The 13,897-nt window shown below is 71.9% G+C and carries 1 protein-coding gene; it reads right to left on the bottom strand.

Going from position 1 to position 13,897, the window contains the following annotated elements; genetic code table 11:
- Positions 1-146: 146 nt before the first annotated feature.
- Positions 147-13,856: a filamentous haemagglutinin family protein gene (locus tag V9L21_RS20600; RefSeq protein WP_337314776.1), complete on the bottom strand. Its 13,710-nt coding sequence runs from the start codon at positions 13,854-13,856 to the stop codon at positions 147-149.
- Positions 13,857-13,897: the final 41 nt, after the last annotated feature.

Raw genomic sequence — 13,897 nt, 5'->3', positions numbered from 1 at the left:
ATGAAGAGCCTTCATGTCGCTGCTGCGTACCGTTACCTAGACGCGTGGCGTACGCAACGACTGCGGTTTGTCATAAAAACTTCATCAAGAAAAAAGGCCTCCCTTGCGGGGAGGCCTCGAATCGCGGGGCTCGCGGCGCCGGTGGCTCAGCGTTCGAGCCCCCCGCGTTCGCCCGGGGTCAGCGCCTGCTTCTGTGCGGCCGTGAGCGTGCCGGCGCCGAGCACCTGCACCACGCCCTGCGGGTCGTAGGCCGCGCGCGAGTCCCGCGGGGGCGCCGCGCTGCTGTTGCCGCCCTCCCCGGCGCCGCCCGCGCCTTCGTTTCCGAAGCCCAGCACGCGCACCGTGAACACCGAGGGCAGCGCCTGCCGCTGAGCCGCGCGCTCGCGCTGCACCGCCTCCTGCGCGGCGGTCGCGGCCTGCGACGCCGCCGCGCTGGCGTTGGAAAGCGCGCCAACGTTCACCGCCGCCACCACCGGTATGCCCGTGGCCTCGCCCTGCACCTGGATGTTCTCCGCGTTCACCACGCGCAGCGCCGCCAGGTTCACGTTGCCCGAGACGCGGATGCCGGCCTCGCCCGCATCGATGGTGCCCAGCGGCGCGATCAGGTCGATGTCGCCCGGCGGCACCTCGGGCACCGGGTTCAGCGTGGCGATGCCCGCGCCCGTGTTGGGCGTGGTCGGCGACAGCGTCACCGCGCCCAGTTCGTCGTACACGCGCCGCTGCGGCGTGTAGACCACGGTCGACTTGGAGCCGCGGCCCGCGTTGATGTCGCCCTGCGCGGACCACGCGAGGATGTTGCCGCCGAAGGTGGTGAAGACCCGGCTCTGGCCCAGCAGGATGCTGCCGTTCGAGAAGATCTCGATGTCGCCCGTGCCCTGCGTGAGCACGCCCGAGCCCTCGCCCGGCACGAAGCCGCCATCCACGCCCACCAGCGTGCGCCCGCCCGGCACCATGACGCGGATGTCGCCGCCGAAGTTGGTGTGGATGCCCGCGTCTTGCACCTGGTAGTGCGGCGTCTCGTACGCGGGCCGGCCGAGGGCGATCCACTCCGCCTCGGTGATGTACTTCACCCCAGGCTTCGGCCGCGTCGTGGGCACTGCGTTCACGCGGTCCTCGTAGTAGAGCGCGCTGCTGAACATCGTCAGGTCGCCCTGGTAGTCGGTCGCCCTGCCTTGCGCGTCGTGCGTCGGGAACAGCGTGGCGATGGCTTCGCGCCCGCGCAGGTAGCTGCCCTCGCGCGGTCCGCCCGCGGCGTTGTACTCGCGGCCGGCGGCCTTGAGTTCGGCGTAGTACACCGGGCGCAGGAAGGCGCGCTGCTGCTCGGCCGGCAACGCCGCGAAGAAGGCGCGCGCGTCCATCGAGGCGGCGTCGAAGCGCAGGCCCAGGCCGTTGCGCTTGCCGTCGCCAAAGCGCTCCTCGAGCCAGTTGACCAGGTGCAGCTGGCTGCGCTGGCCGTACTCGCGCTGCAGGTCGCGCGCCGGTGCGCCGCTGCCTTCGGCGACGGCGGCGCGTGCGCGGTCGATCTCGGCCTGCTTGCCCGCCAGGTAGGCCGGCGCACCGGCCTCGTCGCCGCCATAGCCGAACTGTTCGCGCAGCCATTGCGCGAGCGTGAGGCGGCCGCTGTACACCGCCACGGCACGGCCGGGCTGGTCGGCCAGCGGCCGGCCCGCGTCGGCCAGGTTGGCGGGGTCGAGGTAGCGCGCCGCAAAGGCCGAGAAGTCGAGCCCCCGGGCGCCCACGCCCGCGGCCACCGCAATGCCCGCGCCGCCGCTGCGCTCGCCCGGCGCGGCGTTCTTCGCGACCGCGCCGATGCTCTTGAGTTCGGCCTTGTCGGCCATGTAAAGGTCGCGTCCGGCCGTCACTTCGAGCAGGCCGGGGCCCGCCACGTAGAAGCTGCTGTAGCGCACGTCGCGCCCGGCGGACACCACCGAGACGTCGTCCGGGTTGTTGTGCACGATCAGGTTGCCGCGCGCGCTGCCGAGTTCGACCGCAATCGGCTGCAGCGGCGCGCTGGCATCGGCGCGGTTGATCTGCGTGGTCCAGCCGAGCGCGCCGATGGGTACCTCCTCGTACTCGCCCAGGCCGGTACCGGCGTTGACGATGTCGCGCCCCGCGCGCAGCGCCACCGGGCCACCGCCTTCGTACCAGGTGGGCAACTCGCCGGGCACACCGATGCTGCCGCCCCGGCCACGGTAGACGACGGCGCCCGTGCGCACGCCGATCAGGTCGCCCTCGAGCGCGTAGAAGCGCGCCGGCTGCTGGCTCGGCACGCTGTGGCCCGACACGCTCGGCGACCCGAGGCTGAACAGCGGGTAGACCTGGCTGCCTTCGCTTGGCCGGAAGGAGTTGAGAAAGACGGTGGGCGCGAGTGCATCGGGGCTCACGTTGCTGAGCTTGCGCATGCCGAACCAGGTTTGCTCCAGGCTGCCGCTGAAGCCCGGGTTGAACGGGCTCGGCAGGCCGGCCGGGTCGGCGCCCGACTGCGTGAAGCTGTAGCCGCCGGCATAGATCGAGTCGCCCGCGATCAGTTCGAGCCGGCCCGCGCCCGAGTGGGCGAATTGCGGCCCCGCCGGCGGCGGCGCCAGCATGACGCCGGTGCCCGGCTGGATCGGCTTGTTGTTGTTGGAGCCGTCGATGGCACCGGTGATCGAGTTGCCGTAGTAGAGGCTGCCGCTGGCCGCGACCGCGCTGAACATCGAAGGCACGACGAAGCGGCCGTCGGTCGGCTGGGCGTCGCTGCGATCGCGGTAGCCGGCGATGGCGCTCGACGGCGCAAGGTTGCCGCCCGCGCTGAACAGGTCGATGCCGCTGGCCGGGGTCCACAGCGAGAACCAGCTGTAGCCGTCGCCCGGGCGCTGCACGCCTTCGCCCACGAACGGCGTGCCGTTGTTGAACTGCGCCACGCGGCCGGCATCGGCCACGCCGCCCAGCACCAGGTCGCCGCGCGCGTCGATCTGCACCGCGGCATCGCCGGGCACCAGCATGGGCCCGCCGCCCGCGATCGACGAGGTGGCGGTGTAGACCTCGTAGGCGCGCGATTCCTCGGGGTCGGCGCGGTCGAAGCGCAGCTCGATGCCGCCGACCGAGCCGGCCTGCATGCGCAACGCGCCGCGCAGGTTGACGAAGGTGCTGTTGAGGTCGGGGCGCGCGCCCTGGTAGGTGGTCTGCGGCGTGATCTCGGTGTTGTTGGGGAACGCACGCAGCTCGGCCACCGGATTGAGGCCGCCGCCGATGCGCACGTCCAGGTCGCCGCCACCGGTGAGCGTGAGTTGCCCGCCATCGGCCGAGACGCGGCCGGTGCTGCCCACCACCAGGTTGAGGCCGGTGCTGCGCGGCACGAAGTTGCCGGCTTGGTCCATCCGCTGCGTCAGCATGCCTGCGTTGCCGCCAGCCTCGAGCACGAGGTTGCCGCCGCCGAGGGTGCCGATGCCGGTAAAGCCCGTCATGAACGGCACGGTGCCGAACAGGTCGTAGGCGGTGGAGGGGCCGGGCACGTAGCTGCCGAAGTTGATCCACCATGCGGTGGGCACGCCCTCGCTGCCGGCCACCGCGCTGCCGGTGCCCTGGCGCCATAGCCAGTTGCCCACGTCGGTGCTCGCGCCCATCGGGCGGATGACGCCGATTGCGTCGGTGCGCGTCTGGTTGCTTGGCCGGCCGATCAGGTCGCCGCGCACGTCGCCCTGCGCGCGCACCAGCACGTTGCCGCCGTGCTCCGGGTACCAGGCGCGGTAGAGGCTTTGCGCACCGCCGTCGACGAAGGGCTCGTAGGCCGCGCCGTCGGGGCCGAGCACGGTGTCGCCGACCCGGGCGCGCGGCAGGTTGTAGGCCGCGGCAACGCCGCGGGCTTGCGTGCCTGCGGTGTACACACCGTAGGGCGAGCTCATCGTGAAATCACCGCCCGCGAGCAGGTCGAGGTCGCCGGTGCCGGTGCGCAGCACGCTGAAGAGCTGCTGCGTGGCCGGCAGCGGCACGGTCTTGGGCTGCTCGCCTTCGGGCGCCCAGGTCACGAGATTGCCGAGGCCGGCATTGTTGAGCTCCAGCACCGCCTCTTCACCGCCCCATTCGTCGAGGTTGATGAGCGTGCCCGGCGCATGGCCGATGACGTTGAGCGAATTGCCCATCCAGTAGAACTGCCCGGCCACGCCCGGTGTCGGCAGCTGCAGCGCGAGGCCGCTGCCCATGCCGTAGTGCGTGTCGGCCAGCAGCAGCTGGCCATTGGCATGGCGCGCACGCAGCGCGCGGGTGTCCGCGGCGCCGGTGTCGGCACCGGCCACGAGCCGCATCGACCAAGACTGCGAGCCTTCGGCCAACATCGGCGCGAGCGCCAGGTTGCGGCCCTGGTCGCCGCCCGCGCCGACCGGACGCAGGCTGACGAAGTCGACGTCGCCCGGCAGCTTCACCAGGGTTTCGGCCGGCACCACGGCGCCCTTGGGCAGCTTGAGCGAACCGGCCAGGATCACGCCGTTGGCCGGCTGGTCGGGCAAACCGTCGCCGTCGTAATCGGGACTCGGCGTGTCGTTGATGGCACCGACCGGGAACGGCAGCGGCACGCCCGCCGGCCAGGTCATGGCCGCGACGCGCGCGCCGCTCGCCAGGCGATTGCCGGCGTCGAGCTTCATGCCGCTTTGCAGCGTCACGGCCGTGGCCAGCACGGTACCGGCCGCATGCAGCACGTTGCCCAATGCGTCGCGCACCGCGCCGCCAAGCACAGTGCCCGCGGGCAGCACGTAGTCTTCGGCCAGCGTGGTGGTGGTGGCCAGCACGGTGCCGGCGCGCAGGCTCATGGCCTGCATCGGCAACGCGTAGTTGAGCGTGCGGCCGGGCTGGAAGAAGGTGCCCTCGGCCAGCTCGACCGTCTCGCCGCGCGGCACCACCACGTCGCCGCCCCAGGGCACGCGGCCCTTGATGAGCACCCAGCCGCGGTCGCTCGGCGTCGGTTGCAGCACCGAGGTGTCGAAGCCGTCGGTGATGCTGCCGTACACGTTGAGGTTGCCGCCGGCGCGCAGCACCAGCGCGCCCGCTTCGCCCGAGCCGTGCACGCCGGTCTGCTGCGTGTGCGGATTCACGCTCGCATAGCGGTGGCCCGACAGGTCGATGTCGCCGTCGATGTGCAGGTCGCCGTCGGGCGTGGCGCTCGTGATGACCACGCCGGGGCGCAGGTGGAAGGCGTCGCCGTAGGCCCGCAGCCCCGCGAGCCGGGTGTCCATCAGATCGCCGTTGCCTCGCACGTTGCCCATGAAGGCAACGCTGTCCGCGTGCTTGGCGTCGAGATAGGCCTGGTTCACCACCTGGTAGGGACGGCCGTCGGCCGTGGCGTCAGTACCGGGTTCGGCGTCCTTGTAGGTCCAGAAGCCGTTGACGGTGACGCTGCGCGCGCCGTCGATGCGCACCTGGCCGCCCGCGTCGATGGCAATGTCGTTGCCGCGCGCGCCGCCCAGGCGCTGCGCGCTGAGTTCGACCGTGCCCAGTGCCTGCGGCGTGCCGTCGGTGCCGGCGCGCACGTCCATGCGCGCGCCGCTCTCCAGCACGAGGCGGCCGCTGCCCGCGTCGATTTCGATCACGGCGCGGTTGGGCGCCTCGATCACCTGGCCGTAGCTGTCGGTGCGCAGCACGCGGCTGTGCGCGTCGAGCACGGCTGCGCCGCCGATGGTGACGCCGTCGCGTGCGGCCAGGCGGATGCTGCCGGCCTGCGCACCGCTCGCGTCGACGGTGCCGTTGACGGCCAGCCGGCCGCCGTCGACCGACACGCTGATCTCGCGCGCCCGCAGTTCGTCGCCCACCGCCAAGTCGCCCTGCTTGAGCTGGAAGCTGCGGCTGCCGATGACGCCGCCTTCGGTGAGGCGACGGTTCAGCCCCGCGAAGTCGTCGATGTGCTGGCCGCGGATGTCGGCGCCGCCGGCTGCGTAGGGCACGTGCGTGCCGCCCGCGTCGTAGCCACCGCTGCTCGCGCCCGCGATGGTGCCGTGCAACGCAACGGTGCCGGCGCCTTCGCCCAGTGCCAGCACCGTGAGCTTGCCCGCGCGGTTCTGCTCGGCCGACAGGTCGATGCGCGAGCCGGCCGATTGCCGCACGTCGCCGCCGCGGCTTTCGAGGATCGCGTCGCCGCCCCAGCTGTACTTGGGCACGTCGAAGAAGTCGATGCGGCGGCCCGCGAGGTCGAGCTGCGCGCCGTCCTCGAGCCGCAGGTCGCGCCCGGCCGAGGCCGTGAGCTTGCCGCTCGGCAGCGCGATGCGGCTGGCGAGCGTGAGGTTGCCGCCGGCGTCGAGGCCGATCTCGGCGCCGAGCGCCTCGGCCAGCGACTGGCCCGAGAGCGCGGGCGCCTCAGCGCCGTCCGGCGCCGTGAGCACGATGTCGCCGCCGGCCTTGATCCGGTTGACCGAGCCGGCCCGGCCGGTCAGCAGCGGCGTCTGGATGCGCAGGTTGCCGCCGGTGAAGGCGTAACCCTTCAACGCATCGTCCCAGGCGCCCTGCGACTGGTAGACCGAGAGCGAGCCCGTGTGGTTGGCCGTGATGCGCTCGCTGGCGTTGAACACCACGTCGCCAAAGCCGAGGATCAGCCGGTCCATGCCGTGGATGGTGTCGGGCCGGCTGCCCGGGCCGTAGCCGAACTCGATCTGGTCGGCATCGATCTGCAGCCGGCCGCTGCCCGTGCCCGCACCGCCCGCGGCCACCAGGCCCGGCGGCGTGGTGGCGCCGTTCCACACCAGGATGCCGGTGTGGATGCGCGCGAGTGCGTCGGCATCGCCTGCGCCATAGATGGCGGGCGCGCCGAGCACCAGCCGTTCGAGCGACGAGCGGCCGGTGGCCGGGTCGATGGTCGAGAGCTCGACCGAGTCGTGGAAGTTGACGGCGTCGCGCGCGGTCAGCACCAGGTTCTCGAGCGCGGGCGCGCCGTTCGATGTGTCGCCGCGCAGCAGCCGGTCGAGGATGCCCTGGTTCAGCGTAAGGCCCGGCGGCAGCGCGTTGCGCGCCGCCGCATCGGCCAGCGCGGCTTCGCTGCCGACGTTGATGCCGCCCACCGACAGCACGAGGTTGCGCGTGCCGTAGCGCGCCGCGTCGCGCAGCTCGAAGCTCTGGTCGGTCGAGGCCGCGATGGTGCCTTCGGAATAGAGCTGGGTGATGCCCTGGCACAGCGAGCCGGTGGCGCAGGCGCCGATGTCGATGCGGCCCGCGCCTTCGTCGGGCGAGTTGCTGAATTCCGGAGCCAGCAGGTCGAGCCAGCCGTTCGACACCGCGAGCACGCTGGCCGTGCCCGGTGCATAGACGAAGCCGTCGCGCGAATCCCAGGCCGCGCGGCCGCGGCCCAGCGTGTTGATGCCCACGCCCTGCTCGACCACGATGCCGCCGGCCTTGGTATTGGTGACGAGGTAGACCTCGCCGGCACGCAGCACCGCGCCTTCGCGCAGCACGATGCTGCCGGCGCCCGTGAGGAAGCGCGCGATGTTGGCGCGCTGCGAACTGCCGGTGTGGTCCACATAGACCACGCTCGGCAGGCCGCCGATGCCCAGGCGCGGCGCGCCCAGCGCGTTGAGTGCGCTCGCGTGCACCGACACCCCCTCGAAGTCCGGCGTGGGCTCAGCGCCGTCCGCCAGCACTTCGTAGTTCCTACGGTAGCCGCCGACCAGCAGCGCGCTGCCGCCGAAGCCGCCGGCCGCCAGCGTGTAGTCCACCTGGCCCGCAAAGCGCAGTGCGGGCGCGTCGCCGATGGCACCGAGCCGCTCGGGCGCGGCCAAGTCGAAGCGCAGCGTCTTGGCATCGCGCTCGAGCAGCGGCCGCGGCACGCCGTTGCGCTCGGCCTGCGCGATCGCAAAGCTGGCGTAGCTGGTCTCGTTGTATTGCGAATAGCTGCGCAGCGTGTCGGCCGGTGTCAGGAAGACCTGGGTCGGCAGCGCGTCGCGGATGGCCGTGCCTGCGGTGCCGAACTGCGCCGCGGCCGCATAGGAGCCGTTGCGCATGGGCACCGTCACGCCCGCGGGCGGCAGGTTCGGCGCCAGGCCGTTGAGCTCGACGCGGAAGGCGCCGGGCAGCAGTGCGAAGGTCGAAGGCAGCAGCGTGTAGGTGCCGGCGGGCAAGCCCGGCACGCCCGCACCGATGGTGATCTGCCGGCCCAGCGCCGGATCGCCCGCGCCGTGCTCGTTGACCAGCGGCGCGTAGCCGGCCTGCGCGCCGGGCACGATGGCGTACACCGGGTTGGTGGCCAGGCCCGGCAAGGTAAAGCTGCCGCGCGCGCTGGTCTGCACCAGCGGATTGAGGCGCGCGTCGGTCGAGCCGCCGCGGCCCACGAGGAATGCGGCGCCCGTGAGCTCGCCGCCGCCGCTCAGGTCGATGCTGGCGCCCTGCTGCACGTTCACCGCGTGCGCGGCCAGCGTGACCGAGGGGTCGTTGCCGACGCCCTTCCACGCCACGTCCTTGCCGTCGTGCACGTAGCTCAGCCCGTCGAGCGTGCCGCCGTAGGGCATGGTGAGGCCGTTGGCGCTCACTGAGGTGACGCTGCCGGGCAGCAGGTTGATCTCTCCCGAGAGCACCGGGGCCGCGACCGCGCCGAGCACGATCTCGCCCAGCGGCGCGCGCACCACGCCGCCCTGGTTCACGGTGGCCGCGGCAAAGCTCAGGCGGCCGAACACCGAGTACGGCTGCGCGGGCAGCGGCGCTGACGGATCGATGCGTTCGATGTCGAGGCTGCGCGCCGGGTCGAACTCGCGCTGCAGCGTGCCGTATTCGTTGAACGCACCGCGCTCGCCCACCACGAAGCTGCCGCTGTCGTTCATGGCGGGGTAGATCTGCGAGGCCGCGAGCCGGAGGCTGCCGGGCGTGTAGAACGCTGCCGCCTGCGACAGGCGAAGGTCGCCGCCAGCGCGCATCACGATGCGGTCGAAGGCGTCGCGCTCGACCACGAGCGGATCGCCCGCGTTCTGCACGATGCTGCCGCGCGCGCCCATGTTGACCTGGCCGACGATGTCGATCAGCTGCGCGTCGAGCGTCAGGCCCGAGCCCTCGGCCACCAGCGGCAGGCCGAGTGCGCCGGCACCCGAGCCGCCGTTCTGCGAGCCGCGCACCGGGTTGGGCATGATGTGGTTGTCGGCCTGCATGCGCGTGCTGCCGGCCAGCCGGATGGAGGGCGCGGCCAGGCGCACCTGGGTGCCCGCGGCGCTGTCTTCGCCCAGGGCGATCGCGCTGGCCGTGAGATGCAGGCTCTGGCCCAGGCGCAGGTCGACGTTGCCGTCGAAGCTCACGAGGCCGTTGGCCATGAGCGAGAGGTTGTCGAAGCCGCCCGCGCCGATGCGGTCCACGCCGATGCGTGCGCGGCCGTACGCCAGCGCAGCCTCGCGCTCGCCGGGCGCGAGGCTGGCAGAAAGGCCGCTGTCGCCTTGCACCTGCGCGAGCACCAGCTCGCGCGCCACGCGCACCGCGTCGTCGACGTTGATGCCCAGGAAGGTCTGGTTGGCGACCGGGCCGTAGTTCGGCGTTTCGAGGTTCAGCGCCAGCGTGCCGCCCGCCGCGCCCGCACCGCCGGCCGCAGCGCGCATGTCGCCGTCGAGGAACAGGCCGCGGTACGAACTCAGCGCGATCACGCCGCCGTCGGTGGCCACGTCGATCTCTCCGCGCCCCGGCAGCTCGAGCCGCGCGGAAGCGCCCGAGGCATCGAGCCGCGCGCCGGGCCGCAGCACCACGAAGGCGTCGGCCGCATCGACCTCGCGCGCGCCGGCGACATGCGCCGCGCCGATCTCGATGCGCCCGCCCTCGCCCACATGACCGTAGCGGCGCCCGCGCGAATCCACCGCGGTGGTCGCGCGGCCCGCGGCGTCGAGCACCGCGTCGTCGCCGATCCAGATCGACGTGGCGCTGGCATCCCCGGACGGCCGGTTGGCGTCGTTGCCGGTGCCGAAGGCGCCCGGCAGCACGCCGATGCGGCCGCCCCAGGCGTTGAGCGTGCCGTCGATGGTGATCTGCCCGTTGCCTGTGAGCGTGAGCGAGCGGCCCGGGTCGACCGAGATCGTCGCGCCGTGCCCCACCACCAGTGGCGCCTGGCTGTAGACCGAGCCCGCAGCGAGCGCCAGATCGGCACCGGCGCGCTGCGTCAGCACGCCCTTGCGCGGATCTTCCTGCCACAGCGGCGGCAGCCAGGGCTGCAACACCGCCGACGGATCGGCGCCGGTCGCCGTGGCAAGGGCCGCGGCGGGGTCCGCGCGCAGCACGGGCATGGCCACGTCGATGCGCGCACCGTTGGCTACCTGCACCCCCTGCTGCGCAGTCACGGAATAACGCGAGAAGCCACTGCGGAACAAGCTGTCGTCGAGCACCAGCAGCGGCTTGACCGCCACGTCGGTCGGCAGCCGGTTGCCGGCCAGCAGCAGCGCGCCCTCGCCCAGCACCACCTCGCGGCTGAACGGTGTGCCCGCGGCCACCGTGGCGGTGTAGTCTGGTACGGGCATGCCGTTGGGGAACGCATCGGCGGGCACCACATAGCCGGGCGCCATCTTGCCGTTGATGTTGACCAGTTCGGTGCCCGCAGGCACGGTGCTGCCGGTTGGGTACAAGGTGCCATTCTTGGCGTAGACGTACACGTATTCCCAGGCCACTGTCGCGGCCGGCACCACCCAGTCGGCCGCGAGCGTGTAGCTGCGCGTGGCCGTGAACATCGGTGCCACGCGCAGCGCCTCGCCCGGCGCCACGGTGTTCGCGATGTAGCTGAAATCCTGCGGCAGCACGGTGCCCGCCGGAATGGTGAAGGCCTCGGCCAGCGTGAGGTGCACCGGCACCGCCTCGCCTGCCGAGAGCCGGCCCGCATGGGCGAGCAGGCCGCCGCCGATCGCAATGCCGATGCCGGTGTCGACCGTCAGCGTTCCGCCGCCCTTCACGCCGTGGCCGCGCAGCTCGCCGTCGAGCAGCAGCGCGCCCGCGCCGCGACCGGTGCTGTCGTACTGGTTTGAGCGCAGCGTGATGTCGCCGCCGCGGCCGCCCTGCATCGAAGCGTCCGCCATCAGGGCAGCGCCCGAGGAGGTGTCGATCACCGAGCCGGCGTGCAGCCGCACGTCGCCGGTGCTGGCAATCGAAACGCTGCCGCCGTTCATGTACGGCAGGCCACCGATGTCCGTCGGATCGGTGCGCAGGTTGGTCCACAGGCCGCGCGTGTCGAGCGTGACGCCTCGGGCCACCGTCACGCCCGGCGTGTAGCCTTCGGGCGGCGTTGCGGCAACGGGCTGGTCGATCCAGTTGGTGGTGCTGCCGGCCTGCAGGCGGCCGACCATGTTGCCCAGTGCAATGCTGCCGCCGCGCGCAGACAGGTTTGCGTCGACGTCGACCTGCGTCGCATGCAGCGCGATGCTGCCGCCGTGGCCCACGGCCAAATCGGCGTCGACGTTGATGCTGCCCTGCGCATAGGCCCTGAAGCCGCCCAGGCGCAAGCCGTTGAGCCAGTCCGCATCGATACCGATCTTCCCTTCGAGCTCGGCGGGCAGCGCGCCGTCGAGCTGCAGGCCGTGCGCAATGCGCTGCACCGCGCCGATGTCGATGCGCTCGGCCACCGCCTGCGGGCTGTCGCGCAGCGTGCCGGTGGCGCCATCGAGTGCCGGCTGCACCTGGCCGATGACGAGCTGGCCCGCGCGCGGCGCCGCCGCCTGGGACTGCCGGTAGCCGTCGAGCCCCGCATCCGGCGCGTTGCGCTGGCGGTTGCCCTGGAACACCGTGGCCTCGATATGCCCTTCGAGCACCGCCGACTGCGTGCCGACGATCACTCGGCCCGCGTCGCGGCCCACGGTGTAGCCGTTCTCGAGCCGCTCTCGCGGGGCGATCAGCGGGTTGTAGAAGAACTCGGTGGTGTTCTTGCCCCAGCGCTCGTGCGGGCTCTCGAAGCCGCGGTACACGCCGTCGTAGAGCATGTCGCCGGGCGCGCTCGACAGGTTGTAGAGCCGGCCGTCCCTGCCCTTGAGCCAGCTCTGCTTGAGCATGCCGGTCTGCACATCGAGCGAGCCGCCCGAGACGTTGATGGCCGAGCCGGCGCGCGCCACGAGTTCGCCGCCGCCGAAGGCCACGGTACCGCCCGAGGCCGCCCACTCGCCGATGCCATGGCCGCCGGTGTTCAGGTAGCCGCTGACCTCGAGCAGTCCGCCGCCCGTGTACCAGCGGTCGGTGGCATAGCCGTTGGTGCCGGCGGGCACGCGCACCAGGTAGCGGCGGTCGATCCAGAGATTGGCATTGTTGAGGTTCTTGCTGTCGCGGTTGCCCGGTGCATCGCGCTGCTCGTTGCCTTGGACATTGACCTCGACGTTGTTCGACGCCATGGCCACGCGCACGCCCACCGCGCCCGCGACGTCGATGGCTGCGCGCTCGGCCAGCTGGATGCGGCGCGCCGCATTCACATTGACCTGCCCGCCGGTTGCCAGCGTCATCGAGTCGGCGTCGAACGCGACGTTGCCGCTGGAGGCAATCTGCACCAGCGACTGGTCGCGCCGGTTGTAGGCGCCGTCCGAAAGGACGACCGACTCCTTCACGAGCGTGTCGCGCTGCACGTCGAGTGCGGTGGCGTTGCTCTCGTCGAGCAGCACCGCGCTGACGCTGCCGGGCGCCAGCGTGACGCGCGCATCCGCATCGCCGGCCGCGCTCAGGTGCAGCGTACCGCGCGTGTTCACACTGGTGCTCGACACCAGCACGCCCGCTTGCTCGACCGTGTGCCCGGTCAGGGTGATGTCGCCGGTCAGCGCCTGGATGAGGCCCGTGTTCGAAACACGGCCGGCGCTGCTGCCCTCGTTGCGCGCCACGATCACTTCGTTGCCGCGCGTGCTCGACTGCAGGTTGCCGTCGGTGCCCAACCCCTTGCGGATCACGAAGCTGTCGCCCGCCGCCAGCGTGGTCTGGCCGCCCGGCGTGACGATGGTGCCCCGGTTGTGTGCCTCGCGCCCTGCGAGCAACACGTAGCCGCCACCCTCGGTCACGGATTGCGGCTTGCGCGTCTCGATGCGCGCGCCCGCCTCGACGATCACGTCGGCGGTGGCATTGCCGTTCGACGAGTCTGTAGCAGTCACCACCAGGTCATTGGCCAGCGTGGGCACATGGCCCGTGCCAAGCGCCTGGCTGTAGATGCCGCGATTGAACTGCGCATCCGTCATGCCCACGGCCGAGGCCAGCAGGTTGCGTGTGTTCACCTGGCTGCTGCCGCTGAACACGATGCCGTTGCGGTTGACGACCATCACCGTGCCGTCTGCCTGGATCTGCCCCTGGATCTGCGAGGGACGTGCCTTCGGGTCGTTGACGCGGTTGAGCACCGCCCAGCTCGGCTGCTGCTCGAACCGGAGCGTGGTGTTGCGCCCGACGTTGAAGGTTTCCCAGTTCAGGATTGCGCGCTCGCCGGTCTGCGTGACCGTGACCTGCGTGCGGCCGTCGGCGTGTGTCTGCACCGGCGCATTCGCATTCGCCCAGCCCGCCGTGAGGCTCGCGGTGTCGACCTGCAGGCCGCCCTCTGCCAGGCCGTCCGGCACGCTCTGCCCGCTCGCGAGCGCCGTGCGCCGCGCGGCTTCCTGCGCGGCCTGCTGCGCCGCAATGTTGCGTGCCGCAAGGTTCAGGTTGCCGATGGAGCGCTGCAGTTGCTCGTTTGCGCGCTGCTGCTGCGCCTGCGGGCTGGTCAGCGCCGATGCGGGCATGCCGTTGGGCAGCCGGCCGGTGGCAATGACGGCGTTCTGCGCCATGTTCTTCTGCGCCATCCACGCGCCGCTGAAGGCTTGCTGCGCATGCGCCCCGGTGGCCGTGGCGCCGGCGGACAGCATCAGCACGATGGCATGCACCAGTGGCGTGAGCCGGGCCTTCGGAAAGGAGAAAGACGGATTCGTGTTGCGCCGGGACACCGTGCTGCTGCGTTGCATGCGGACTTCCATGGGTTCGTGTTGCTTCATTGCTCGATCGC

It is taken from the genome of Variovorax sp. CCNWLW235, from assembly GCF_037204085.1.
Lineage (GTDB): Bacteria > Pseudomonadota > Gammaproteobacteria > Burkholderiales > Burkholderiaceae_C > Variovorax.
The sequence above is the reverse complement of the archived record's forward strand: the minus strand, read 5'-3'. Positions and strand labels throughout refer to the sequence as shown.

Excerpts from the sequence above, each read along its gene's own strand:
- V9L21_RS20600 (WP_337314776.1), bottom strand. The coding sequence starts at position 13,856 with ATGCAACGCAGCAGCACGGTGTCCCGGCGCAACACGAATCCGTCTTTC.